22 protein-coding genes and 1 pseudogene are annotated in these 25,150 nt (G+C 70.9%); 13 read left to right on the top strand and 10 right to left on the bottom strand.

Annotation, left to right across the window (positions count from 1 at the left end):
• Positions 1-987: 987 nt before the first annotated feature.
• From GWK61_RS22980 to GWK61_RS22960, 5 genes are all read right to left on the bottom strand, one after another.
• Positions 988-1,884, bottom strand: coding sequence for a carbohydrate-binding protein (locus tag GWK61_RS22980; protein WP_228562786.1), 897 nt, complete (start codon positions 1,882-1,884; stop codon positions 988-990).
• A 93-nt stretch (positions 1,885-1,977) separates the two neighbouring features.
• Positions 1,978-6,636 (bottom strand): FtsK/SpoIIIE domain-containing protein, encoded by a 4,659-nt coding sequence (locus GWK61_RS22975; protein WP_194911212.1) that lies wholly within the window; start codon positions 6,634-6,636, stop codon positions 1,978-1,980.
• A gap of 8 nt (positions 6,637-6,644) precedes the next feature.
• The gene (locus GWK61_RS22970; RefSeq protein WP_194911210.1) at positions 6,645-7,649 is read right to left on the bottom strand and encodes a hypothetical protein; all 1,005 of its coding nucleotides are present in this window, start codon (positions 7,647-7,649) and stop codon (positions 6,645-6,647) included.
• A 26-nt stretch (positions 7,650-7,675) separates the two neighbouring features.
• Positions 7,676-8,236, bottom strand: coding sequence for a sigma-70 family RNA polymerase sigma factor (locus GWK61_RS22965; RefSeq protein ID WP_323747707.1), 561 nt, complete (start codon positions 8,234-8,236; stop codon positions 7,676-7,678).
• 438 nt (positions 8,237-8,674) lie between these two features.
• Positions 8,675-9,040: a hypothetical protein gene (locus GWK61_RS22960; RefSeq protein WP_194911208.1), complete on the bottom strand. Its 366-nt coding sequence runs from the start codon at positions 9,038-9,040 to the stop codon at positions 8,675-8,677.
• Positions 9,041-9,062: 22 nt separating this feature from the next.
• Between GWK61_RS22960 and GWK61_RS22955 the strand changes: the two genes are divergently transcribed.
• Positions 9,063-9,458: a ricin-type beta-trefoil lectin domain protein gene (locus GWK61_RS22955; protein WP_194911207.1), complete on the top strand. Its 396-nt coding sequence runs from the start codon at positions 9,063-9,065 to the stop codon at positions 9,456-9,458.
• A gap of 82 nt (positions 9,459-9,540) precedes the next feature.
• Here the strand turns inward: GWK61_RS22955 and GWK61_RS22950 are convergent, their stop codons facing one another.
• Both GWK61_RS22950 and GWK61_RS22945 read right to left on the bottom strand, forming a co-directional pair.
• Positions 9,541-10,245, bottom strand: a complete 705-nt coding sequence (locus tag GWK61_RS22950) for an SDR family NAD(P)-dependent oxidoreductase (protein WP_194911206.1) — start codon at positions 10,243-10,245, stop codon at positions 9,541-9,543.
• Positions 10,242-10,691: a nuclear transport factor 2 family protein gene (locus tag GWK61_RS22945; RefSeq protein WP_194911205.1), complete on the bottom strand. Its 450-nt coding sequence runs from the start codon at positions 10,689-10,691 to the stop codon at positions 10,242-10,244. The genes GWK61_RS22950 and GWK61_RS22945 overlap by 4 nt, the downstream gene beginning before the upstream one ends.
• Before the next feature lie 190 nt (positions 10,692-10,881).
• Here GWK61_RS22945 and GWK61_RS22940 point away from each other — a divergent pair, with 190 nt between their 5' ends.
• The 3 genes from GWK61_RS22940 to GWK61_RS22930 are packed head-to-tail and all read left to right on the top strand — an operon-like array spanning position 10,882 to position 13,776.
• Positions 10,882-11,913, top strand: a complete 1,032-nt coding sequence (locus GWK61_RS22940) for an LLM class flavin-dependent oxidoreductase (RefSeq protein WP_194911204.1) — start codon at positions 10,882-10,884, stop codon at positions 11,911-11,913.
• Positions 11,914-11,964: 51 nt separating this feature from the next.
• Positions 11,965-12,636 carry an NADPH-dependent F420 reductase gene (locus tag GWK61_RS22935; protein WP_194911226.1) on the top strand — a complete coding sequence of 224 codons (672 nt, stop codon included), beginning with the start codon at positions 11,965-11,967 and terminating at the stop codon, positions 12,634-12,636.
• Between the two features lie 45 nt (positions 12,637-12,681).
• Positions 12,682-13,776, top strand: coding sequence for an MBL fold metallo-hydrolase (locus GWK61_RS22930; protein ID WP_194911203.1), 1,095 nt, complete (start codon positions 12,682-12,684; stop codon positions 13,774-13,776).
• 87 nt (positions 13,777-13,863) lie between these two features.
• On the opposite strand, the gene GWK61_RS22925 is transcribed toward GWK61_RS22930, so the two are convergent.
• On the bottom strand, positions 13,864-14,544 hold the full coding sequence (locus GWK61_RS22925) for an SDR family NAD(P)-dependent oxidoreductase (protein ID WP_194911202.1): 681 nt from the start codon (positions 14,542-14,544) through the stop codon (positions 13,864-13,866).
• 161 nt (positions 14,545-14,705) lie between these two features.
• On the opposite strand from GWK61_RS22925, the gene GWK61_RS22920 reads away from it, so the two are divergent.
• From GWK61_RS22920 to GWK61_RS22905, 4 genes are all read left to right on the top strand, one after another.
• Positions 14,706-17,516 carry a helix-turn-helix transcriptional regulator gene (locus GWK61_RS22920; protein WP_228562785.1) on the top strand — a complete coding sequence of 937 codons (2,811 nt, stop codon included), beginning with the start codon at positions 14,706-14,708 and terminating at the stop codon, positions 17,514-17,516.
• Between the two features lie 76 nt (positions 17,517-17,592).
• On the top strand, positions 17,593-17,817 hold the full coding sequence (locus GWK61_RS22915; RefSeq protein WP_194911201.1) for a DUF8691 family protein: 225 nt from the start codon (positions 17,593-17,595) through the stop codon (positions 17,815-17,817).
• A 113-nt stretch (positions 17,818-17,930) separates the two neighbouring features.
• A complete protein-coding gene (locus GWK61_RS22910) occupies positions 17,931-19,034 on the top strand; it encodes an MBL fold metallo-hydrolase (RefSeq protein ID WP_194911200.1) in 1,104 nt (367 codons plus the stop codon).
• A gap of 25 nt (positions 19,035-19,059) precedes the next feature.
• Positions 19,060-19,473 carry a hypothetical protein gene (locus tag GWK61_RS22905; protein ID WP_194911198.1) on the top strand — a complete coding sequence of 138 codons (414 nt, stop codon included), beginning with the start codon at positions 19,060-19,062 and terminating at the stop codon, positions 19,471-19,473.
• Here GWK61_RS22905 and GWK61_RS22900 read toward each other — a convergent pair.
• Positions 19,448-19,963: a MarR family winged helix-turn-helix transcriptional regulator gene (locus tag GWK61_RS22900; RefSeq protein ID WP_194911196.1), complete on the bottom strand. Its 516-nt coding sequence runs from the start codon at positions 19,961-19,963 to the stop codon at positions 19,448-19,450. The genes GWK61_RS22905 and GWK61_RS22900 overlap by 26 nt on opposite strands.
• A 221-nt stretch (positions 19,964-20,184) precedes the next feature.
• Here GWK61_RS22900 and GWK61_RS22895 point away from each other — a divergent pair, with 221 nt between their 5' ends.
• Positions 20,185-20,778 (top strand): fluoride efflux transporter FluC, encoded by a 594-nt coding sequence (locus GWK61_RS22895; RefSeq protein ID WP_323747705.1) that lies wholly within the window; start codon positions 20,185-20,187, stop codon positions 20,776-20,778.
• Positions 20,778-21,149 (top strand): fluoride efflux transporter CrcB, encoded by a 372-nt coding sequence (gene crcB / locus GWK61_RS22890; RefSeq protein ID WP_194911193.1) that lies wholly within the window; start codon positions 20,778-20,780, stop codon positions 21,147-21,149. The genes GWK61_RS22895 and crcB overlap by 1 nt, the downstream gene beginning before the upstream one ends.
• A gap of 23 nt (positions 21,150-21,172) precedes the next feature.
• On the opposite strand, the gene GWK61_RS22885 is transcribed toward crcB, so the two are convergent.
• Positions 21,173-21,682 carry a zinc-binding dehydrogenase gene (locus GWK61_RS22885; protein ID WP_228562784.1) on the bottom strand — a complete coding sequence of 170 codons (510 nt, stop codon included), beginning with the start codon at positions 21,680-21,682 and terminating at the stop codon, positions 21,173-21,175.
• A gap of 7 nt (positions 21,683-21,689) precedes the next feature.
• Here GWK61_RS22885 and GWK61_RS22880 point away from each other — a divergent pair, with 7 nt between their 5' ends.
• The 3 genes and pseudogenes from GWK61_RS22880 to GWK61_RS22870 form a co-directional block, all read left to right on the top strand.
• A complete protein-coding gene (locus GWK61_RS22880) occupies positions 21,690-22,595 on the top strand; it encodes an Lrp/AsnC family transcriptional regulator (protein ID WP_228562783.1) in 906 nt (301 codons plus the stop codon).
• Positions 22,596-22,735: 140 nt separating this feature from the next.
• A complete protein-coding gene (locus GWK61_RS22875) occupies positions 22,736-24,394 on the top strand; it encodes a multicopper oxidase family protein (protein ID WP_323747704.1) in 1,659 nt (552 codons plus the stop codon).
• A 266-nt stretch (positions 24,395-24,660) separates the two neighbouring features.
• Positions 24,661-25,150, top strand: a pseudogene (locus GWK61_RS22870) (hypothetical protein); the annotation flags it as partial.

The following is a 25,150-nucleotide window of genomic DNA, read 5'->3' as shown; positions in this document are numbered from 1 at the left end:
AGCTTTTTACGGCTTCGCACATGGTTTGATGACCTCGCTGGGGGACGCAGTTCGGTGGTGCCATGCGGCTAGCGCTGGCGGCTGGCCGGTTGTCGTGGACACGACCGCGCGCAGGTCTGTGTCACTGCGCACAGGTCGTGCGGGCGGGTGTCTGCCGCGTGTGGTGGGTGCCTGAAAGTCAAAGACAGGGCCTCCGGCGGCGCCTGCGCGGCGAGCGGCCTCGCTCCGGGGAGTGGGGGCTGCGTAGCCTGCTGCCGGACGCTGCTTGTGGTCGCCTTCGTCCCGGGTTCCCCGTCCCGTCGTCGCCTGACGGAAGCAGACCGGTCCGGTGGTATCAAGTCGGACCACCGCCGCTGTGGCCGGGTGACGTGCGACTTGACACCACCGGCCCGATCAGCTTGGCTGCGCCCGCCGACGCGACGGGGAACCCGGGACAACCCCACCTGTGGGTGGACGGTGCACCGGACCGCAGTACAGGCCCGGCCGGCGTATGGCACCCGGGGCGCTGCCACGCACACACCCGGAGGTGTCCCGGTTCCCTCGTCGCTGTCGGCGGGCCCTGCCAATCAGATCGGACAGGCGGTGCCAAGTCGCACGCAGCCCCACCACAGCAACGGCGATCCGACTTGGCACCGCCTGGCCGAGCTGATTCCGTTCACGGCGACGACAGCGATGAGGGAACCGGGACGAAGGCGACCACAACACGGACCGCCGCCGACGCGGGGTGTTGGGATCCCTCAGAGCCGAGGCCGCTCGCCGCGCAGGCGCCGCCGAAGGCGCCCTTGAACACGAACACCACCGCCCGCCAACACCACACCCGCCACCACCCGAGCCGGCGCGCGGTCGTGCCCACGACAACCGGCGGCCGCCAGCGCAACGTGCGGGGCTGAACCAAACTGCGTCCCCCAGCGAGGCCATCCAACCATGCGCGAAGCCGTAAAAAGCCCTTAAAACCCACAAACCAACCGCACCCGCCCGGCCCGCCGGTCAGTTCCCGAAGTCGAACCAGTGCAGGCTGACGAACGGCTGCGGCTGCCCGCTGTCGAAGGTCAGGTAGACGTCGTGCACGCCGGTCGTGGGGTTCATGTTCATCTGGATCGTGCGCCAGCTCTGCCAGCCGCCGGTGTTCGCGATCTCGAAGACCGAGACCGGGGCGCTGCTCAGATTGTCCAGGTGGACCTTCACCAGGCCGCTGATGCCAGCCACCGCGCCGGAGGCGACGCGGCCGAAGAACTGGCTGCCGCCGGTGCCGAAGTTGACCTTCGGGTACTCCGCCCAGGCGCCGTTGGCCAGGTTGCCCAGGTCCTGGTTGCCGCCGCGGGAGGGGTCGTCGGCGGTCGACTCGGTGGTGAGGCCCCAGCACGAGGTGTGTTCGATGCCTGCGATGGGGGCGAAGGCGTTGCCGCTCGAACCCGAGCCGGTCGGGCAGCCGGCGGGCAGGTTGGACGTCGGGGGCGGGGGCTTCGCCGTCGTCGGCGCGGGTGCGTGCGGCGATGGTGCCGGGGACGGCTTCGCCGAGGTCCGCGGTGCCGACGCCGGGTCCGACGACGCCTGCGGGGGCTGCCCGCCGCCGGAGTTCGGCGCCGCCTGCGTCACGGTCGTGGTCGCGGCGGGTGGCGGCGCGGGATGCGCTGCCGATGAAGACGCAGCGCTCGACGACGGCACGGACGTCGCCGACAGCCCCGGCGTCGCCGACGAAGCAGAGCCCGAAGGACTCGCCGAACCCGCCGCCGAACTCGAGGCCACCCGCGCCGCCGCGTCCGCCGCCACCACGTGCTGCGACGACGGTCCCCCGCCGGGAACCAGGATCAGCCCGACTCCCACCACGATCGCCGCAGCGCCGGCGATACCCGCCTGCTTGCGGGTCAAAGCAAGACCATTCATATCCGTCCCCTCCTTCACCATCGGCACTTCAACGCCGCCACTTCACCGTCGGCAGTTCACCATCGGCATGTCAACTTCGGAACTTCAACTCCGTCACTTCAACTCCGTATGCGGAATCAGCAGCGACAGCACGTTCCCCGTCGCCGCGTCCCCAGTCAGCCCCCGACCGAACCGCGCCGGCCGCCGCACCAGATCCTGCGGCAGCCGCACCCCGATGCAGTCGCCCTCGGCCAGGCTCTGCGGCGCCAGCAGCACGCCGGTGCGCGAGCGCCGCAGCTCGGCCACCCAGCCGATGACCGCCTGCACGAACGTCTCCGGCGACCCCGCCGCCACCATCCCGATGCCCTGATCCCGACCGGTGGCGATCAGGTCCCGCAGGGTGTTGTCGGCGGGGGTGTGCAGGAGCAGGTCGGTGTCGTCGATCAGGATCGCCGCCGGCGTGCCGACCTCAGCCAGCGCCTCGGTGATCTCCGGGCCCGAGAGCTGCGGGGCGCTGATCACCTTGACCCGGGCCTGGCCGTCCAGCCGGCGCAGTGGCGAATCCCGAGGCGTGATCACCACCAGCCCGGTCCCACTGGCCAGCAGCGACACCGCCATGGTGGCCAGCACGGTGCTGCGTCCGGTGCCGGCCGGGCCGAGCACGACGGCGCCGCGCGCCGCCAGGTCCACGCCGCGCGGGGCGATGTCGTCCCCGCTCAGCCCGAGCAGCGCCCACAGCGGCCGCGGCGGCTCGGCCGGCATCCGCTCCCAGGCCTCGGCGAAGGTCAGCGAGGAGGGCAGCGAGGCGATCGGATACGGCCGCGCCGCCTGGGACACGTCCTTGTCCCGCTCGCGGGCCGTCTCGCCGATCCGCCGCAGCGCCTCGGCCTGCGCCGCCCCGGACGGGTCCGGGGCCAACAGCGCGATCTGCGACTCGGTGCACTCGTCGGAGCGCCAGCCCCGGCCCGGCGGCACCACCGTGGGCAGGTCGGCGTGGCTCATGCCGATCAGCATGTAGTCCGAGCGGTCGTTCATCCGCAGCAGGAACTTGTCCTCGTTGAGCGCGGCGAGTTTGCCGTTCAGCAGCGCGCGGTCACCGGAGACGATCATGTGCAGCCCGGCCGCCGCGCCCTCCCGGATCAGCTGGGAGAACATCTCGACCAGGCGGCCGTTGTCGAACTCGCCGATCGCCGTGTTCAGCGCCTCCCAGCTGTCCACGAACACCACGATGTGCGCCGGGCGGACCTCCCCGGGCGGCAGCGTCTCGCGCAGCTCGGCCAGGTTCGCCGCGTTGTGCACGGTCAGCAGGTCCTGGCGGCGCGTCAGCTCCGCCACCAGCCGGGCCAGCAGCCGCTCGATCCGCTCCCGGTCGGCCCGCTGCACCACGGCCCCGCAGTGCGGAAGCGATTCCAGCACGGTCAGCGCGCCGCCGCCGGCATCGATCCCGTACATGTGCACGTCGGCCGTCGACACCGTCCGCGCCAGCGCGCCGGCCAGCGTCCGCAGCGCCTGGGTCCGGCCGGACCGCGCCGAGCCGACGAAGTAGAGGTGTCCGTCACGGTCCGGATTGAACACCAGCGGCGCCTGCGCCTGCCGGGCCGGCAGGTCGTCCAGCGCGTAGGAGACGGGGATCAGGCGGGTGCCGTGGCGTGCGGCGCCGAGCGGACGGATCTGCGGCAGGTCGTCCAGCAGCAGCCTGCTCGGCAGCGGCGCCAGCCACGGGCTCGGGCCGGGCTCGCAGCCGGCCAGCTCGGCCGCCCGACCGATCGCGTCGACGAGCTCTGACAAGTCGGTCGGGCCGACGTCGGCGACCTTCCCCACCGAACCGGCGCCGGCGGCCAGCGCGGTCGGCGGAAGCCGCCGGCCCAGCCGCTGCCAGGGCATCGCGGCTGCCGCCGAAAGCGGCGGCGGCGCGTCGTCCGCGTTGTCCAGGTCGAAGTCGACCAGCCGCGCGGCGCCGGCGTAGCCGGTCTGGAACGGCACGACCATCTGGTGCCCGAGCCGGGCCAGCGCGCGTCCCGGCGTCGCGGCCGAGATGCCTGCGGCGTCGGTGGTGTCGATGACGTCGCGGCTCTCCGTACCGTCGGTCATGCGCAGGGAGATCCGCAGGTTCGTGTTGGCCCGGATGTCCGCGGTGACCGCACCGGCCGGCCGCTGCGTGGCGAGCACCAGGTGCAGGCCGAGCGACCGGCCGCGCTGGGAGATGCTGACCACGCCGTGGACGAAGTCCGGGACCTCGCGGGCCAGGGTGGCGAACTCGTCGACCACGATGACCAGCCGCGGCAGCGCCGCCAGCTCCGGATCCCGGGCCCGCATCGCCTGGTACTCCGGATGGTCCTTGGCCCCGGCCGCGGCCAGGACCTGCTCGCGGCGGCGCAGCTCCGCACCGAGCGAGGTCAGGGCCCTGTCGACGAGGTGGTCGTCGAGGTCGGTGACCATGCCGAGGGTGTGGGGCAGCCGGACGCAGTCCCGGAAGGCGCTGCCGCCCTTGTAGTCGACGAGCACGAAGACCAGCTCGTCCGGGCGGTTCGCGGTGGCCAGCGCGGCCACCATGGCCTGCAGCAGCTCGGACTTGCCGGAGCCGGTGGTGCCGCCGATCAGCGCGTGCGGACCGTCGGTGACCAGGTCGAACACCGCCGGGCCGTCGTAACCCGCGCCGAGGATGAACGCGGTCGAGGCCGGCCGGCGCTCCCAACCGGCGACGATCCGGTCCGCGTCCGGCGGCTCCAGCCCGAGCAGATCCAGCAGCGCCACCGAGTCCGGCAGCATGCCGCGGTCCTCGGAGGTGACGTCCCGGATCGGCGCGACGGCCCGGGCGACGGTGTCGCACCACGTGGCCCCGACCGCGTCGGCTCGCACGTCCGGCACCGGCACCGAACCGCGCTGACGCACGGTCGCGTAGTACCCGCCGGGCCGGGCACTGTCCTCCAGCGCCACGACGGCGGCGCACTCCTCGGGCAGCAGGCCTTCGCGCTGGTCCAAGCACACGAAGAAGACCCGGACCGCGGGACCGTCCTTGAGGATCTGCACCATGCCGGGCACCTCGCGCAGCCGGCGCGCGCCGTCCACGATCACGACCACGTCCGGCTCGGCGAACATGACCGAGGTGATGGCCGAGCCGCGGGCCTGCACCCGGGCGTTGACCACGGAGCCGAGCTCGGCGACCCGGTTGGCCACAGTCTCGGGGTCGTTGCCGACGCGGACCAGGGACCCGTGGTGTTCGGGGAAGCGCGCGTGCGGCAGCCAACGCAGCCAGTCCCAATCGGGTTCGGTCTCGACGTCGGTAAGCAGGTGGATCTGCACGTCGCGAGGGCTTTGCAGAACCCCGGCCTGGATCACCATCCAGCGGGCCAGGTCCCGGATCGCGGTCAGCGGTCCAGCCAGTCCCGTGACGCCGACCCCGGCCAGGTCCAGCGACACCGGCGCGGCCGGCACCCGCCAGTCCGGGCCCGGCTGGAGGTGGCTGGTGCCGGGCTCGTCGACCACGACCAGCGCCGGCACGTCGGCCGTGCCGACCCGGACGGTCAGGTGGTCGCCGTCGGCCCGGCGCCGCTCCCACAGCCGGGTTCCGGGCCCGACGGCGATCAGGCCGAGCGTCGCCGGATCGGGCGCGGCCTGGTTGCGCAGGATCCGCTCGGCCTCGACGGCCACGGTGATCTCGGCTTCGCGCAGCGCCTTGGTCCGGCGGAACTCGATCATGGCAACCCGGTGGGACTTGCGGCCGGTGCGGCGGTCGCTCATCAGGTTCGTGATCGCGAAGATCGGACTGAACAGGGTGAAGGCGAGGTAGTAGTAGGAGTGGAAGAGGAACACCATGGAGAAGCCCATGACCATCGGGGCCAGCATGGTGATCACGGTGAAGGGGCGCCTGCTCTGGGCGTTCGGCAGGGACGGCATCCGGAACCGGCTGACCGCCAGCGGCGGCATGATCCGCGGCGGGCGGTTGTAGTCCAGGCCCAGGCCGCGCTCGGAGCGGCGGACGTCGGCGTCGGCCAGGGCAGGGGGCGACACCCGCAGGACGGTGCCGGCGAGTTCGAAGTCCTCGTTGACGCGGACGGTGAACTGTCCGGGCTCGGTGTCCTCGGGCTTCGGCTTCGGCGTCGGTGGTTCGAGGCGCGCTTCCTTGGCCGCTATCTTCGCCGCTTCTTTCGCCGCGCGACGCCGTGCCTTCTTGTCGGTGAGCTTCGCGATGTCCGGTTCGGTGGCGGGCGGCGTGACCACGCGGATCGGACGCGCGGTGGGTTCCAGGGCGCCGACGCCGGACCTGGCATCGGTGTCGGCGTCGTCGAACTCTGCGACGAGGACCGAGCCGTCGGGGCGGACCGTGAGCCGGGCGGTGTGCGCGGCGGGGAATCCCGCCCAGCGCACGGTGCAGTCCGGGCCCGAACCGGCGAAGTGGCTGCCCAGGCCGAGGCGCCAGGTCCGGCCGGCGCCGGCGCCGCCGACGGCGCGGATCTCCAGCAGCGCCTGCTGCGGGGTCAGGCCGTAGTCCTCCCGCGCCACGTCGGCGACCGCGCCGTCGAGGACGACGCGAGACCCGTCGCGCAGACCGGTCTGGCCGAGCAGGCCGCGGCGGTCGGCCTTGACACCGTCGATCTCGATGAGGGTGGGGACGTACTCGTCGACGTGGTCGGCGACTGCGTCGGACCGCGACAGCACCGCGAGCCGGGCCGCCGCCTCCGCCAGTTCGGAGGCCGGGGAGGTCTCGAGGACGACGTCGGTCGTCGTGTCGGAACCGTCACGGGAGCCGTGGACGGTGAGGGCTATGCGCATCGACGGGTTTACTCCAGGTCTGCTGACTGCGCGCGGACGGAATCGGCGGCGCTGACCGCGTCGAGGTCGGCGTGCGGATCGGCACGCGCCACGAGCAGAGCCTTCGCGGACGTCGTCTGTTCCGGGGCGGCGCCGCGGCGGGGCGGGGTGCCCAGCGTGCCGAGGCGGTCCAGGAGGTCGGCGGGTGATTTCGGGGCGGCGGGGGGTTCTTCGGGCTCTGTTTTGATCGGCTCTGCTTTGCTTGGCTCTGCTTTGGCTGGCGCTGTATTGGCCAGCGCTGCTTTGGCTGGCTCGTCGGGCTTGGTGCTGGTGTCATTGCTGGTGTCGGTGCTGGTCTTCAGAGCCGTCGCCAGGTGGGCCGTCTGCACCCGGACCCCGAGCACGTCGGTGTCCAGTTCGCCGTCCGAAGCGAGGGTCCAGCGCCACTGGGCTCCCTCAGCCGGTCCGAACACGAAGCGGACGTCGTGCCCCGCCTCGTCGCTCTGCCGCTGCAGGAGCTCTGCGAGCGCTGTCGCAGCGTTCTGATCCCCGTCGATGGAGATCGAGCCCGGGCTCTGTGCCGGGTCGACGAACACCAGGGCCGAACCCAGCGTGCCGACGGCGATGAACGGATGGCCGTCGGCCTGCTCGGCGTCGCGCAGGCGCGACCGGACCGCCGAGCGTACCCGGTTGTCGTCCTCGACCGTCCACGGCGCGACCGGCGCCGGGGCGTCGATGCCGGCCAGGCGGGCGACGACGTTCTCGGCGCCGAGTTCGACGACGTAGGGCTCCAGCGGCGCGGCGACACGCAGCAGGCGCGCGCCGTCCGGATCGGCGAGGGCGGCGGCGAACTCCGCCGGCGTCAGGCCCTTCTCCGGGACGTTCTCCCGCCAGGTGCGATAACGGCGCGCGACGTGGGAGCCGCCCACGTACACGAGCAGGCCCGCGCCGGCCGCGACGAACACGTACCCTGCGATGTTCCAGGGCTCGGTGTGCGACCCGGTGGCAATGTACTGATGCGTGTAGAGATCCATCTGCCGATCCGTCTGTGGGAAACCGATCATGCGCACTGCGCCGCGCCGCAGTCGGTGAGCACGCGTCGCAGGGCCCGAACGGCGTGGTGGTTCCTGGACTTCACGGTGCCCGCCGGTATGCCGAGCACGCGCGCCGTCTCCGTCCGGGTCCGGCCGAGGCAGTGCACGTGGACGAGCACTTCGCGCTGGGAGGGGTGCAGTTCGGCCAGCGCGTCGACGACGAGCCGGGTCTGGGACACCGAGTCGGCCAGGTCGCGCAGGTCCGGCACGTTCGCCACGCTCGCCTCGTCGCTGACCTCCACCGGCCGGGCCCGGTCGCGCCGGCTCATGTCGATGACCAGGTTCCGCGCCACGGTGAACAGCCAGGGCCGCAGCGAGCCGGGCCGATCGGCGCCGGTCCGGACCAGGAACCAGGCCCGCAGGAAGGTCTCCTGCACGACGTCCTCAGCACGATGCGGATCATAGGGGATCAGCTGCCGTACGTACTGCAGCAACGGCGTCCGGTGCTGGTGGTGCAGAGCGCGGATGGTCGCCTCGGCAAGAGCCCGCACCTCCGGATCATTGAGCTCGACGCCCGAGTCAGGCACAGCCACTCCCCTGACAACATGTGAAGCCTGTTATTGCCGCATACGTTAACCGAATTCAGGACTATCCAACCGATTCACGACAACGGGCGTTGAGCTTTACAACGTTGGACTCGTGCAGGAACCACAGATCATCTTGCGCCCACATTCCGCTCACGACGACGATCGGCGGCCAGATTTCACGCGAAATTTCCCTGCCGAAACCTGTCGTTCGCCGCTGCTCCGTCGGCGACGAAGGATGCTGAGGCACCGGCTTGACCGGAGATCGGCCGAACGGCGAACGTAGTGTCGCACCGGCGTCCGGGTGGCTGGGCGCAGCGCGGGTGCGACCGAACGAGGGGGAGACGTGAAGTTCCTGACCCAGCGCCACGCGACCGTCAGCGGCGTCAGCCTGATGGCCGTCGGGATCGGCCTGATCCTGGTGCCGGGCACCACCCCCACTCACCAGACGCTGGCCGGCGCGGCGACGCAGCCGATGGACGGCCCGACGCCGACGACGTCGCTGGCGTTCGCCGACTCCTCGTCGGGTGCTTCGTCGAGTTCCTCGCCGTCGAAGTCGGCGGCTTCGTCGTCGTCTTCGTCGTCCCCGTCGTCCTCGTCGTCGCCGAGCAGTGCCACGTCGTCGAGCAGCCAGAGCTCCGGCCCGGGATCGACGCAGCCGCCGCCATCGTCGCATTCCTCAACGCCCTCCCCGGTGATGTCGGCCCGCGGCCCGTCCTCCCACCCCAGCTCGTCGCCGTCGTCCGCACACCCGCCGGCGCCCAGCGCCCCGTCCCCGAGCCGACCGAGCGCGGCCCCGAGTCCCACGTACTCGCACCAGGCGGGGATGATGACCGACCTCAGCCAGCGCTCGGTCGGAGTGGTGCAGGGGAACACGGCGGACGGATCGACGATGGTCGCGTGGCACACCCTGCCGGACATCACGGACCAGCACTGGACGGTGGTGAACACGTCGGTCAACGGGCAGAGCGGGCTGCTGTTCGAGAGCGACCTCACCAAGAGCTCGGTGATGGACCTCAACGTGTCCGCCGGGACCGTCAGCCTGTGGCACAGCCTGACCGGGACGAACCAGCTGTGGTGGCTGGCCGGGTCGACGGTGCCCGGGGCGTACTACATCCACAACGTGATGACGAGCGACTGCCTGACGGACAACGGGCTCGGGGCGCAGCTGACGGTCGCGCCGTGCGTCACGGGGAACCTGCAGCAGATCTGGTACCTGCCGTAACGGAGAAACCGCTCGGCGCAGCTCAGCCAAGCTCGGCGCGACCCGGCCCACGACATCGAGGCCCCGACGCCTCACATCCGCCTCACATCAGCACCAGCCCCCCATCGGCCACCAGCGTCTGCCCGGTCAGCGCCGCCGCGTCGTCCCGCACCAGCATCGCGACCACCGCGGCCGTGTCCTGCGGCGTGAGCGGCCGGGCGAGCGCCTGGTGGGTGGCGACGTCGTCGAACTCCTCGGCGGGCACCACCGAGGTGGCCGGCGTCCTGGTCAGTCCCGGTGCCACGGTCATCGCCGCGATGCCGTCGGCGCCGAGGCCGACCGCCAGGGTGCGCGCCAGCCCGATCAGCGCGCCCTTGGACGCCACGTAGGCGATCTGGTGGCCGCCGGCCGGGCGCCAGAAGGTGTTCGACACGACGAAGATGAGCCGGCCGAAGCGGCGTTCGCGCATCCCCCGCGTGAACGCCTGGCTGAGGAGCAGCGCCGACTCCACGTTCACCGCCTGGACCCGCCGCCAGACGTCGAGGTCGTAGTCCTCGATCGGTCCGAAGGCGACCATCGCCGCGGCGTGGACGAGGACGTCGACCCGACCGTGTGCCTCCAGCACGGCCGCAGCGGTCTGACGCACCTGGTCCGCGTCGCCGAGATCGACGTTGAAGTCGCTGCCGGCGCGGTCGAGGTTGACCACCGTGTGGTCCTCGGCCAACCGGGCCGCGATCGCACCCCCGATCGCACCGGATCCGCCGGTCACCACCGCGACACGGCGTTGTCCGTCGTACTCGCTGCTCATCCGAACGACACGCCCTCAAGTGCCTGCCCGAAAGCCAGCGGGTTCCAGTACTCCCGGTAGTTCACGATCTGCCCGTCGCGCACCGTCACGAAGGTCGCGTAGGCCATGTCGTACGCGTTGTCGTTCGGAATCACATGGCCCTTGACGCTCCACTCGGCGACGACCGTGTCCGGCTTGTCGGTCGCGTAGACCGTCACAGCGCCGATCTCGTGGATGTCGATGATGTCCGGGTAGTACCGCAGGTACTCGAAGATCGCCTCGCGACCCTCCAGCCTCGACGGCAGCCCCTCCGGCGAGAAGGGGAACTCGACCAGCACGTCCTCGGCGCACAGGTCCGCCCAGGCCCTCATGTCCTTGGCGAGGAAGGCATCCAGGCTGCGCCTGAAGACCTCTGCCGGCGTGGCAAGTGCGGCTGTATCTGCATCTCCAACTGCGATTGTGTTCATGGTCAGCAGCCTCACGCCGAAGCCGGTGACCGGCCGTCACCAGAACCCGGTGATTCAAGCGCCGCCCGCAGATATCACCGCCTTCGGGTGATGGGGACTCACCTGGTCCACACCGAAGCTGTGGGCAGGCAAGCCGCACGGCACCGCTCAAAGAACCGCACCAGAACCACATCTCGACCAGGAGTCCCCCATGTCTGATCTTGTCTTCGGCCTCGACACCTTCGGCGACGTCCCCGAAGACGACTCCGGCGCGCTCGTCTCCGACGCCCGGGCCATCCGCCAGGTCGTCGAGGAGGCGGTGCTGGCCGACCAGATCGGCGTCGACGTCGTGGCCCTCGGCGAGCACCACCGCCCGGAGTTCGCCATCTCCAGCCCGGAGACCGTGCTGGCCGGGATCGCGACCCGCACCGAACGGATCCGCCTGTCCTCCGGCGTGACCGTCCTCAGCTCCGACGACCCGGTCCGGGTGTTCCAGCGCTTCGCGACGCTCGACGCGCTGTCCGAGGGCCGCGCGGAGATCATCCTCGGGCGCGGATCCTTCACCGAGTCGTTCCCGCTGTTCGGCTACGACCTGCGGGACTACGACGTGCTGTTCGAGGAGAAGCTCGACCTGTTCGCCAAGCTCCTGGAGGAGAAGCCGGTCACCTGGACCGGCACCAAGCGCCCCGCGCTGGACAGCGCCGACGTCTACCCCAAGACCGAATCCGGGCACCTGACCACGTGGGTCGGCGTCGGCGGCACGCCGCAGTCGGTGGTCCGCACCGCGCAGTACGGACTCCCCCTGATGATCGCGATCATCGGCGGCTCGCCTGCGCGCTTCGCGCCCTACGTCGACCTTTACAAGCGCGCGGCCGAACAGTTCGAGACCACCGCGCACCCGGTCGGCATGCACTCGCCGGGCTTCATCGCCGACACCGACGAGCAGGCGCGGGAGCTGCACTGGCCGCACTACAAGGTGATCCGCGACCGCATCGGCGCGCTGCGCGGCTGGCCGCCGATCCGCAAGCACGAGTACGAGGCCGAAGTCGAGCACGGCTCGCTGTACGTCGGCTCGCCGGAGACCGTCGCGCGGAAGATGGCCGACGCCGTCAAGGCGCTGGGAGTCGGCCGGTTCGACCTCATCTACACCAACGGCGCGCAGCCGATCAGCGCACGGCTGCGCACCGTGGAGCTGTTCGGCACGCGGGTCGTGCCGATGGTCCGCGACCTGCTGGCGGGCTGATCCGTGGAGGAGACCAAGCTCGCAAGCAAGTCAGAGGTCGAAGATGTCTCGCTGGCACAAGCAGCCCACACCATCGGCATCCTCGGCGCCGGCAAGGTCGGAACCGTGCTCGCGCGGCTGGCAGTGGCGGCGGGCTACCGCGTGCTCGTCGCCGGCTCCGGTGACCCCGCCAAGATCGCCCTGACTGTCGAAATCCTCACCCCCGGCGCCGTCGCGGTCACCGCGGCGACCGCCGCAGTGGAGGCTGACATCGTCATCCTGGCCCTGCCGCTGGGGAAGTTCCGCGACATCCCCGCCGAACTCCTCCAGAACAAGCTGGTCATCGACGCCATGAACTACTGGTGGGAGATCGACGGCATCCGCCCCGACCTCACCGACCCGCTCACCACCTCCAGCCAGCTCGTGCAGACGTACTTCCGTTACGCGCACGTCGTCAAAGCCTTCAATCACATGGGCTACCACGACCTGGACGAGGGAGGCCGTCCCACCGGCGCGCCCGGCCGCAAGGCCATCGCCATCGCCGCCGACGACCCGCGGGACCGGGACGCCGTCGCCCACGTCGTCGACGCCTTCGGATTCGACCCGGTCGTCGCCGGGCCGCTGGCCGAGGGCGTACGGCTCCAGCCCGGCAGCGAGGCGTTCGGCGCGAACGTGTCCGCGACCGAGCTGGAGGCGATGCTGGCGCGCTTCCCCGTGCTTTCCGCCCCGGTATCAGACCTCTGATTCCGTACTCTGATTGACCTCTCCGATCGAAAGGCAGTGCGCACCATGTCAGTGCTCGACTCCCGCACCAACCGCCGTTCGTTCCTGACCCGCTCGGCGACCGTCGCCGCGGTCCCGGCGCTGGCCGGCGTGGCAGGCGGCGTACTCGCCGGCCCGGCGTCCGCCGCCACCGCCACCGCCAACGGCTCCGGCTCCGGCTCCGACCTCCCCGACTACGCCCCGATCCCGCCGTCCGCACTGGGCCCGGCGGTCAACGCGCAGGGCTACTACGTCGGCCGCATCAAGCGGAACCTGTACTGGGTCACCGACAGCACCTACATGGCCGCGTTCCTGACCACGAAGGACGGCGTGGTCCTGTTCGACGCGCCGCCGACCATCGGCCACAACCTGCAGCGCGCCATCGACGAGGTCGCGGCGGCCAACGGCACCTCGAACAAGGTCACGCACATCGTCTACTCGCACCACCACGCCGACCACCTCGGCGCCTCGTCGTTGTTCGGACGGGACGTGACCCGCATCGGACACGCTGAGACCCGGACGCTGCTGCTCCGCGACAACGACCCGACGCGCCCCGCGCCGGACGAGACCTTCACCGGACGCCGCACCCTGCACATCGGCGGGGAGCGCGTCGAGCTGGCGCACCTGGGCACCAACCACACCCCCGACAACATCTACATCCACTTCCCCGACCACGACACGCTGATGCTGGTCGACATCAACCTGCCGGGCTGGGTGCCGTTCGACAGCTTCAACCTGAACGAGGACGTGCCCGGCTCGATAGCGGCCCCGGGCAAGGCGCTGGCGTTTCCGTGGCAGCACTACGTCGGCGGGCACATGGGACGCCTGGGCACCCGCGACGACATGATGCTCTACCAGCAGTACGTCAACGACCTCATCGCCGGGGTGAAGGCGGCGCTGACGGCGGTCGACCCCACTCCGTTCTTCGCCAAGTACGGCGACAACTCGTGGGCCGCGGTGAAGACCTACCAGGAGGCGCAGACCAAGTACGCCTCCGACCCGGTCATCAAGAAGTACACCGGCGTGCTGGCCGCGGCGGACGTCTACACGCAGAGCCATGCCTTCGTGCTGCTGGAGTCGATCCGGCTGGACCTCGGAGCCGGGTCGCAGGTGCATCCGTAGTCCGGCGGCGAACAACAGTCGGCTGACAACAAAAGCGGCCGGTCCGGGACCTCATGGAGGTCCGGGACCGGCCGCAGCAGCGCTGTATCAGAACCCGTACGCAGGCAGGATCACCCCGGACACCGGGCCACCCGCGTCGGTGACCAGGTGCACCAGCTGGTCGGCGATCGCCTCCGGCGCCGTCGCGTGCTCGATCACCTCCGCCGGCAGGAACGACCGGTTCAGCGGCGTGTCGATCAGCTGCGGCGCGACCGCGTTCACCCGGATCCCGGACTCCCGCAGCTCGTGGTTCAGCACCACGACCAGGTGGTTCAGTGCCGCCTTGCTCAGGCTGTACGCCGCCACCCCCGCCTCGGCCTCGGCGCCCCAGCGCGAGGACACGAACGCGATCGACCCGCCGCCGGCGTCCCGCATGTGCGGCACCACCGCCTGGGTCAGCCACAACGCCGGGCCCAGGTTCACGTCCATCATCAGCCGCAGCTGGTCCGGCGTCGCGGCCAGCGCGTCGCCCAGGCCGTAGGCACCGATCGTGTTCACCAGCACTGCCGGCGTCCCCAGCTCGGAGACCACGGTCTCCACGACCCGCCGCGCCTCTTCCGGGTCGGTGGCGTCGCCCGGGACGCGCAGCACCTGCGGCGGCAGCGCCTCCAGGCCGTCCTTGTTCCGGTCCGCCCCGGCCACGCGGTACCCCGCCGCGACCAGCTTGTCCACGACCGACCGGCCCAGGGGCCCGCCGGCGCCGACGACCAACGCGACACGCTCGGTCATCTCCATCACCTTGTCTCTCGCGACGCCGTGTGCGGCGTCTGCCGATTCCTCGTCCTGACGGTCAGGATGACCACCGGTCAGGTGATCGCGCGTCATCCGGATCAGGTGATCCGCGGCGATCTGCTGTGATCGCGATGCCGCGTTGACAGGTGTTGCGCGTAATGGTCGAGTGGAGAGTGTCGGTCATCCCAGCAACTCCCCTGCACTCCTCCCACCGTGACATGCCGGCCGGGCAGGGGCATCCGCACCTCGTCGCCCGGCAGCGGCTGCTGACCGCGCTGGAGCAGGCCGCGAGCTGTAAAGTAACGATCATTACGGCGCCGGCTGGCAGCGGGAAGTCGTCCCTGTTGCGGTCCTGGGCCGACCGGCAGGAGCAGGGGCATCAGGAGCACCGGCTGGCGATCGTGCAGGTCCAGCACGAGCCCGACGGCCAGCTGTTCTGGCTCGCCGTCCTGGACGCCGTCCGGGGCCTGGCCCAGGACGGCGACCGCTCGGAGGAATTGCCGGCAGTGGCCTCGCCGGACTTCAGCAGCGAGGCGATCGTCGACCGCATCCTCGGCGAGCTGGCCGCGTGTCCCGGCCGTGTCAGCCTGCTGATCGACGATGTCCATGAGCTGACGTCCCCCGAGGCGCAGACCCAGCTGACCCGGATGCTCACGCAGCTGTCGGACAACGCGCACGTGATCCTGGCCGCACGGCGGGACCTGCCGCTGCGGCTGCACCGGCTGCGGCTGGACGGCCAGCTGGCCGAGCTGCGCGCCGCCGACCTGCGCTTCACCGAGGACGAGACACGCGCGCTGCTCAAGGCCTCGGGCATCGTCCTGTCCGACGGCGCGACGGCCCGGCTGCACGAGCGCACCGAGGGCTGGGCCGCCGGGCTCCGGCTGGCCGTGCTGTCGCTGCACGGGCACCCGGATCCGGAGCGGTTCGTCACCGAGTTCGGCGGCAGCGACCGGACTGTGGCCGAGTACCTGGTCGCCGAGATGCTGGACCGGCAGCCGCAGGACGTCCAGGACATGCTGCTGCGCACCTCGATCCTGACCCGGGTGAGCGGCGACCTGGCCGACGCGCTCACCGGTCGGCCCGGCTCGGAGCGGATCCTGCTGGGGCTGGAGGACGCGAACGCGTTCGTGGTCTCGCTGGACGCCGAGCGAACCTGGTTCCGCTACCACCACCTGTTCGCCGAGCTGCTGCAACTGGAGCTGCGCCGCGTCCATCCCGACGAGGTGCGCGGGCTGCACCGGCGGGCCGCGGCGTGGTTCACCGACGCCGGGATGGTCGTCGAGGCCGTCCGGCACACGCAGGCGGCCGGCGACTGGGCCGCGGCGGCGAAGCTGTTCGGCAACCACTCCTTCGGTCTGATGCTGGACGGCCAGCAGGAGACCATGCAGTCGCTGCTGGACGCGTTCCCCTCCCCCACCACGGCCGACCTGCCGGAGCTGAGCGCCGTGCGCGCGATGCTCGACTTGTGGCGCGGCCGGCTCGACGAGGCCGCCGCGCATCTGGCGGTCACCACGACGTGCATCACCGACTCGCCGCCGGAGCGGCCGGCGCGCGCCGACGCGACGGTCAGTGCACTGAGTCTGGAGCTGGCGCGGCGGCGCGGCGACCTGGCCGAGGTGATGCGGCATGCCGCGTTGCTCACCGCGCCGCCGAGCGGTTCCGGTTCTGGTGCCGGTACCGTCGCCACCTCCGCCGAGGACATCGCGCTCGGCGCGGATCTGCGGGTCGTGGCGTTGATGAACCTGGGCATGGTCGAGGCCTGGTCCCTCGGGCTGCCCGACGGGGCCAAGCACCTGGCCGAGGCCGTGGAACTGGCGCGGTTCATCGGGCGTCCGTACCTGGAGGTGGCCGGGCTGGCGCAGCTCGGGTTCGCCACCAAGCTGCACAGCTTCACCGACGCGCGCCGGATCAGCGAGCAGGCGCTGGCGCTGGCCGCGCAGCACGGCTGGGAGACCGCGCCGATCCTGGCCCCGGCGCTGGTCGCGCAGGCGTGCACGCAGGTGTTCAACGGCGAGTTCGACCGCTGCGAGGTGACGCTGACCCAGGCCGACGAGGCGCTGCGCACCGACGCCGGGCCCGACATCGGGGTGCTGCACAGGTTCAGCTGGGGGTTGCTGCATCTGGCGCGCGGCCGGATGGCCGAGGCCGAGGCGGAGTTCACGGCCGGGTACGAGATGCAGGCGGGGATGTCGCACCCGCACGTCCTGGGCGGCTTCGTCGTCGGCTGGCTGGCCGCGACCCGGGCCCGCCTCGGCGCGGTCGCCGAGGCCCGGGCGCTGCTGGCCACGCTCGACGACGCGTTGGCCGGTTCCGCGCAGGTGTCGAACGCGCGGGCCGTGATCGCGCTCGTTTCCGGCGATCCGGTTGCCGCGCTGGCGGCGACGTCGGCGGTCGTCGACGGGACGGTTCACACCACGCATGTCTCGACGGTGGTCGAGGCGCATGTGCTGGCGGGGCTCGCGCACAGTGCGCTTGGTGCGTTCGGGGCGGCCGGCGCGGTCGGGGCAGTCGGGGCAGTCAGTGCGGTCGGTGCCGGCGGGGCGCAGGTTCGGGCCTGGGAGTCCGTCGAGCGTGCGCTGGCGGCGTCCGAGCCCGAGCGGTTGATCCTGCCGTTCGTGATGGCCGACGCAGGTGCCCTGCTGGAGTCCGTGCCGCGGCAGCGTTCGGCGTACGGCCCGTGGCTCACCGAGGTGCTGGACGTGATCCACGGAGCGGTTCCGGCCACGGCGGCGACGGCGGGCCTGGGCTCGGGGCCTGTTCCGGAGCTGAGCGCGACCGAGCTGCGGGTGTTGCGGTACCTGCCGACGAACCTGTCCCGGCCGGAGATCGCCAGCGAGCTGTCGGTGTCAGTGAACACGGTGTCGACGCACGTGCGCCGGATCTACGCCAAGCTCCAGGCCACCGACCGCTCCTCGGCCGTGCAGCGCGCGCGGGAGCTGCACCTGCTGGGGACCGGGCCGACGCGCTAGGCGCTGTAGCTCGGTAGGCACGGTTCACCGGGTCCAGGTGATGGCAAGTCACCGGACCCGGAGGGACCGTGCAGGCATGAACGCAGAACCGGCCCTGTACTCGATCCGCGTCGGCGGCCACCTCGGCGAGACCGTCCTGTCCGCGTTCCCCGCGCTGGTCGCCGAGTGCCAGGACCCGGGCGCGCAGACGGTGCTCACCGGGCTGCTGGACCTTTCGGCGCTGTACGGGGTGCTGGCGCAGATGGAGCGGCTCGGGCTGGATCTGATCGAGGTCACCCGGCCGGGGGCGGCGGGACGGTAGTCGGGGCGGTAGTCGGGATGGCAGTCGCAGTGGAAGCTTGCTTGCGCAAGCATCTAGAGCTACATTGATGCGGCCAGCCCATGACAGCCCTCGATGGAAGCGACCAAACCGCCATGAACTCATTGCCGACGCAAGCAACCGACCGTCGCAGGTTCCTGATGAACACCGCCGCCGCCCTGACCGTCCCGACCGCGGCCGGGCTGCTCGGCGCCGTCGCCCCCGGCACCGCGCACGCGGACGCCGGGCACGCGGACGCCGTGCCCACCGGTCTGCCGGACTTCGCGCCGGTGCCCGCCGAGGCGTTCGGACCCACGCTGAATGCCGACGGCTACTACGTCGGCCGGATATCCGGGGACCTGCACTGGGTCACGGATGGCTACTACCAGGCGATGTTCCTGTCGACGGCGCGCGGTGTGGTCGTCGTGGACGCGCCGCCGACGATCGGGCACAACCTGCTGCGCGCGATCGACGACGTCACCCGCGCCAACGGCCGGACCGCCAAGGTCACGCACGTCGTCTACTCGCACTCGCACGCCGACCACATAGGCGCCGCGGCGTTGCTCGGCGGCCCGGACACGGTCCGCATCGCGCACACCGACACCGCCCGCGCGCTGGCCCGTGACGCCGACCCACGGCGGCCGGCGCCGACGCTGACGTTCACCCGCCGCCACGAGGTCGAGATCGGCGGCGAGCACCTGCTGCTGGAGTACCACGGGCCGAACCACGCGCCGGGCAACATCTTCATCCACGTCCCCGCACACGACACGCTGATGGTCGTCGACGTCCTGTTCCCGGGCTGGGTCCCCTTCGGCAACCTCGCCTTCTCCCAGGACGTCCCCGGCTGGATCGCCGCGCACCAGACTGCGCTGGACTACCCCTGGCAGACCCTCGTCGGCGGGCACCTGGGACGGCTCGGGAACCGAGCGGACGCCGCGACGCAGCTGGCTTATGTCAGTGACCTGAAATCCAGCACCCAAGCGGCGATCGCATCACTCGACCCGACCGCGTTCTTCGCCAAGTACGGCCCGACCGGCAACGCCTGGGCGATCTTCAAAACCTACCTGTCCGCGGTGGCCGAAGCAGCCGCCGCACCGGTAGTCGCCAAGTACACAGGCGTCCTCGGCGCAGCCGACGTCTACACGATCGACAACGCCTACACGATGCTCGAATCGCTACGCATCGACGGCGACATCCTGGGCCCGTTCGGCATTCGCTGACCCACTACCAGGGAGGCGGCAGATCATGCCTGCTCGGATATCCACGCGAACGGCCACCCGAATATCCACCGTCATCGGGTACGCCTTCTACCTGCTCTGGGCGGTTCTCCACGTCCAGGCCGGCAACGCCGTCGCGCGCCTCGGCCGGGCCCAACACCACTCGATGGTCCAGGCCCGGCTGTATCAGGACGCGTGGACGCTCTACTTCGCCGCCGGCCTGATTGCGGTTTTCTCGGTGCTGGCCGTCGTCCGTGCGTGGCAGCCGGCGTTCTGGCTGGTCCTCGGCATTGCGTTCGTCACCGACGTCAGCTTCATCGTCTTCGTGCTCGTACCGCACTACATGTCGCTGTGGCCGGGGCTCCAGGGCCCGCTCGCCTGGGCCGGCGGGCTGGCGTTCACCACCGCCGGCCTGGTCATGAGCCCTCGGCGGGGTCGGTGAGCTTGGCCAGAATGTGTTCCAACGCAAGGCGGTCGGTGGCGGTGAGCCGGTCGGTGAACGACGTCGCAACCAGCGCGCGGTGCGACTCCAGGGCTGCGGCGAGCGCCTGTGCGCCGGCGTCGGTGAGCGCGATCTCGACGCCGCGCCGGTCGTCGTCGGCGGGCCGCCGCTCCACCAGGCCCGAGGCCGCCATCCGGGCCAGCATCCGGCTCACGCCGCTCTCGCTGAGCAGCATCCGGTCGCGCAGCTCACGCTGCCGCAGGCGCGCGCCGGGTTCGTCGGCGAGGTGGATGAGCACGTCGAACCACTCCAGGGGCAAGCCGTGGTCGGTCTGCATCTGGTCGGCGAGGCGGTCGACCAGTCGACGGTGCGTGCCGAGAAAGGCCTGCCACAGCTCGGTCTCTTCCAGCAGTCCGGAGACCATGGCTGCGAGCTCGGCGGCAGGCGGCTGCGCCGGGGCGGTGTGCTGCCGTTTGTTGCTCGCTGCCATCAGACTCGGCCTCCGTGAGGTTGCGCCACAGACTACTTGCGCGAGCAAGCATATCGGTAGCGCGGCCGGCGTTTAGCGGATGCCGGATCGTCCCGCTACGATGGCGCGGTATCACCGGCGGTGGGGCCCGCCGTACAACCGCCAGCGCCTGGCCAACGGTCCCTACTCCAAACGCGATGACGCGTGCTGCCGTCATCCTGCGACGAGTAGGAGCTTGTGACGTGAACCGCGACGCCGACCTCACACCGGCCGACGATCTCCCCACCGATCCGGACCTGGTCGAATCCGACCCGGCCGAATCGGCGTCCCAAGCCCAAGCCCAACCCCAAGCGTCCCGACCTCGCACCCCGCGCCGCGTCCTGGCCGCCATCGCCGCCGGCGGTGCCCTCGGCGGCCCCGCGCGCTACGGCCTCGGCCTGGCCTTCCCGACCGCGCCGCACACCTTCCCCGCGACCACCTTCGCGATCAACGTCACCGGATCGTTCGTGCTGGCGCTGCTGATGGTGTTCATCCTCGACATCTGGCCGCCGAACGCCTACGTCCGCCCCTTCTTCTGCGTCGGCTTCCTCGGCGCCTACACCACGTTCTCCACGTGGATGGTCGACACCGACCACCTGCTGGCGGCCGGGGCCTACGGTACCGCGGCGGCGAACGTGTTCCTGAGCCTGGCCGCCGGGATCGCGGCGACCAGCCTGGGGCTGAGCCTGGGCCGTGGCATCGGCGCGTGGCGGGGCAAGCGCCGCAGACACCTCGCGCAGCTGGAGCCCGCGGCCGCGGCCGCGTTGGTTGTGGCCCTGTCGACGGAGCAGTCCTGATGCTCACACTGCTCGCCGTCTCGGCGGCCTCCGCGATCGGCGCCCCGGCCCGCTTCCTCCTGGACCGGACCATCGCCGGCCGCCGCACCTCCCGACTCCCGCTCGGCACCATGACCATCAACCTCACCGGTGCGTTCCTGCTCGGCCTGCTGGCCGGCCTGGCCGCGCACCACGGCCTGCCGAAGGGCGTGCTCGCGATGCTCGGCACCGGATTCTGCGGCGCCTACACGACGTTCTCGACGTTCTCCTACGAGACCATGCGCCTGGTCGAAGACGGCTCGATCGCCGAGGCCGGCACGAACGTCGCCGTCAGCCTGCTCGCAGGAACGGCCGCGGCGGCGCTCGGACTCGGCCTGGCACTGATCGTCTAGCGCAGGAAATCCAGTCTGCCGAATCAGACCTCGACGACGACCGTCCCGAGGTACCGTCCGCCGATCGTGTCGACGATCGCCTGCGGCGCGTTGGCGACACCCTTGATCCGCTCGTGCGGGAAGGCGATCTCTCCGGCCGACAGCCAGTCGGCGAACGCATGGTTCCACTCCGGCAGCGCCTCGGGGTCGTCGTCGGCACTGTAGCCGCGCAATGTGACCTTCTTCAGCAGCAGCTGGAAGGAGTCCAGCTCGACCGGTGCGGTTCGACCCGCACCGGTCGCCTCCAACTGGCCGGACAGCGCGCCGATCACGAGCACCCGAGCACCCTGATTCGCCACCGCGATCGAGGCCGCGAGCTGCTCGCCGCCGACGCTGTCCGGTGCGGCCTGCCGCAGCTGCTCGACGATCGTCCCGGCGCCACGGAGCACCGCGTCGTAGCCCAGACCGTCCCTCAGCAGGTCGGCCTTCGCTTGCGACCCGGCGCTGCCGACGACGCGGCCCGTGCCGAGCAGCCGCGCGATCTGCCCGGCCATCGAGCCGATGGACCGTGTCGCCGTGTTGGATCTGGACGCCACGAGTCAGGGCCGCGTACACGGTCCAGCGGGGCCCCAGATGCACGATCGGATCACCCGGACTGTCCGGCAGGCGCATGAGTCCGGCGAGCGCTCCTGGGTGCGCATCGCCTCCGGCGGGACCGAGGTGCTGTGCAGCATCCTGACTCCCGACGACGACCGGGACGCGTTGCTGCTCGAACGGCTACCGGCCACCAAGCCGGTCATCGCGATCAGCGCCTACTGCGTCGTGCACACCTTCACCGGCAACGAGGACGGCTGGCAGCCGGCGGCGAGCGCACTGAGCGCCGAACAGATCTCCGCACTTACGCCCGCCGCACCGCGCAGGCCCGGACCCGGCCACCGACTCGAACCCGAATCAGAGTCCGAATCAGAGCCCGAATCAAAACCCGAGCCCGGACCTGAATCAGAGCCCGAACCCCGCCCCGCCGGACCGGCCGTCCTCGACCCCGCCGACCGCACCCTCGTCGCCGAACTGGCCCGCGACGGCCGCACGCCCTTCACCGGCCTCGCCGCCGCCACCGGCCTGGACGAGTCCAGCGTCCGGCGCCGTCTGGCCGCGCTGCTGGCCGACAGGACGGTGTACCTCGACCTCGACGTCGACAACCGGGCGCTCGGCTTCGGACTCAGTGCTCTACTATGGATGTCCGTAGAACCGGCCCGGATCTCAACGGTCGGCAACGCGCTGGCTCAATTCCCCGAGGTGGCTTTCGCAGGCGCCACGACGGGTCCCACCGACGTGCTGGCGTCCGTCGTCACGACCACCGGAACCGCCTTCTACCAGTTCCTCACCGACCGCATCGGCGCGTTGCCAGGCATCCGGGAGATCCAGAGCGCGCCGGTTTTGCGCACTGTGAAACGTGTAGGGGCCTGATAAGGGTGTTCGGCGGGGGAATACCCCTTCACACCACTGGCTACCCTAGCTACTGTGTCGCCTAGTTGCACGGCGATCTGCTGTGCCAGCCAGATGATCTGCCTTGCCCCTGTCGATACACCAGTTGATGGGTGAAATCCGTGCTGCGCACTCCCTCAGCAAGTCGCTCCGCCGTACTCATGTTCGTCGCCGCGCTGCTCACCGCCACCGGCGGCGCGGTCGCGCTGGCCGCCCCCGGGGCCGCCTCCGGCCCGCCGTCGACCGCCCAGCAGGAGAAGGGGATGACGGTCGGCGCGCCCTTCAGGGACCCAACGAACGCCGACATCGACGCCGGCGCGAACCACGACCTGACCATCACGCTGGACGCCTCCGACACCCACTTCAGCCTCTCCGGCAAGAAGGTGTGGGGCGAGTCGTACAACGGCGGGTTCGTCGCGCCGACGCTGCGGTTCAACCCCGGCGCGGAACTGACCGTGCACCTGGTGAACAACCTGAAGGTGGCCACCAACCTGCACTTCCACGGGATGCACGTCTCCCCCGAGGACCACTCCGACGACGCCTTCTTGTGCGCCGCCCCGGGTACCACGCTCACCTACCACCTGGCGATCCCCGCCGACCATCCTCAGGGCACGTACTGGTACCACAGCCACGCGATGGGGACGACCTGCCCCGCACCCGGCAGCCCCGCCGCGATGGACGACGTCGACACCTCGATGGCCGGGATGGCGAACATGCCCGGCATGGCGGAGGCGGCGAGCACGACCAGCACGCCGACCACCGCCGGGACCCCGACCCCGGCGCCCTTCATGCCCGGCGACGTCGAGGACCAGATCTTCGCGGGCCTGTCCGGAGCGATGGTCGTCGGCGACGACCGCACCCTGCTGCCCGCGGCCTACCACGGCGTCGAGGCGCACACGTTCGTCTTCAAGGACGCGCAGATCGACGCGAGCGGCCACATCGTGCAGAACACCGCCACCACCTCGATCGACTCCAACGCCCCGACCGTCCGCCTGGTCAACGGCCAGCTGCGGCCGACCTTCACGCTGCGCCCGAACCAGACCGAGCTGTGGCGCCTGGCCAACGCCGGGGCCGACATCTTCTACCAGCTCCAGCTGGACGGCTACCACTTCACCGTGGTCGGCGAGGACGGCGTCCCGGTCGCGCAGAGCCGCGCCGCCGACACCCTGCTGCTGCCTCCGGGCAAGCGGTACGACGTCCTGGTGACGGCGAACGGCAAGGCCGGTCAGACCTGGCTGCGCACCACCGCCTACAGCAACGGCCCGCAGGGTGATCAGTACCCTGACACCGAGCTGGTCAAGGTCGCCGTGAAGGGCTCCGGCGTCGCACGGCTCCCGGAGTTCAGCGGCGCCGTCCGCACCGCGCCGGCCGACCTGGCCACGGCCCCGATCGCCCAGCAGCGCACCGTCGACCTGTCGGAGAGCGCCGACGGCCTGTCGTTCTACATCAACGGCAAGCAGTTCGACATGAGCCAGTCGGTGTTCGCCACCCCGGCCAAGCTCGGCACCGTCGAGGAGTGGACCATCCTCAACGAGGCCGGCGAGGACCACCCCTTCCACCTGCATGTCACCCCGTTCCAGGTGATGTCGGTCAACGGTGTCACGCAGCCGTACACGCACATGCAGGACACCGTCCCGATCCCGCACGCGGAGAACGGCGTGCCCGGCAAAGTGGTCATCCGCGTCCCGTTCAACGACTACCCCGGCCGCTGGATGTTCCACTGCCACATCGCCGCGCACGAGGACAACGGGATGATGAGCTACATCAACGTGGTCTCCTGAGGCACCGTCGGAGCGGCTTGTATGGGGTCTGATATACGGGCCGCTCCGTACGAAACCGGTGCAGCGGTGAAATCCCGGACAAGACTTCTCGATCGTATGTCCGAATCGCCGTTGACCTCCCCACTCCACGGCGCTAGCTTCCCTAGTCGAGGCCTCACGACCGACCGTTCGGTCATCACTACCCACGGTAGTACCCGCGTAGATCAGAGCTCTGCGGCCGCCCAGGTTCACGTACTCCCCCACGCATCGAGAGGGGATCCACCCCAGTGAGAACCAACTCACGCCTGCGCGCTTTCGCGTGCCTCGCCACCGCCGTCGCCATGGGCGGCGTTCTCGCCGTCGGCACCGCGACCGGCGCCACCGCGTCGCCGGCGCCGTCCTCGGCGGCCGTCGCCTCGGAGAACGCCGCGATGATCGCGGCCGAGGCGGCCGGGTCCGCGCACGCCTCGCAGCCGGCCGTCACGGCCGCGAACCAGGGTTCGAGCCACGCCTGCCCGGCGGTGATCGTAGTCGGCCACCAGTCCTGCTTCGCCCTGAAGCGGAACGCGGTCCAGGCCGCCCCGTCGGCGACCTCGCCGAACGCCATCCCCTCCGGCGTCGGGTACGGGCCCTCGCAGCTCCAGTCGGCGTACAACCTGACCTCGGCTGCGGCCTCGAACGGCGCGGGCCGCACCATCGCGCTGGTCGACGCCTACGACGACGCCAACGCCGCCTCCGACCTGGCCGCGTACCGCTCGGCCGCCGGCCTGCCCGCAG

It is taken from the genome of Catenulispora rubra (genome assembly GCF_015356825.1).
GTDB lineage: Bacteria > Actinomycetota > Actinomycetes > Streptomycetales > Catenulisporaceae > Catenulispora > Catenulispora rubra.
Note: the sequence above shows the minus strand (reverse complement) of the source record. Positions and strands in the feature narration are given on the sequence as shown.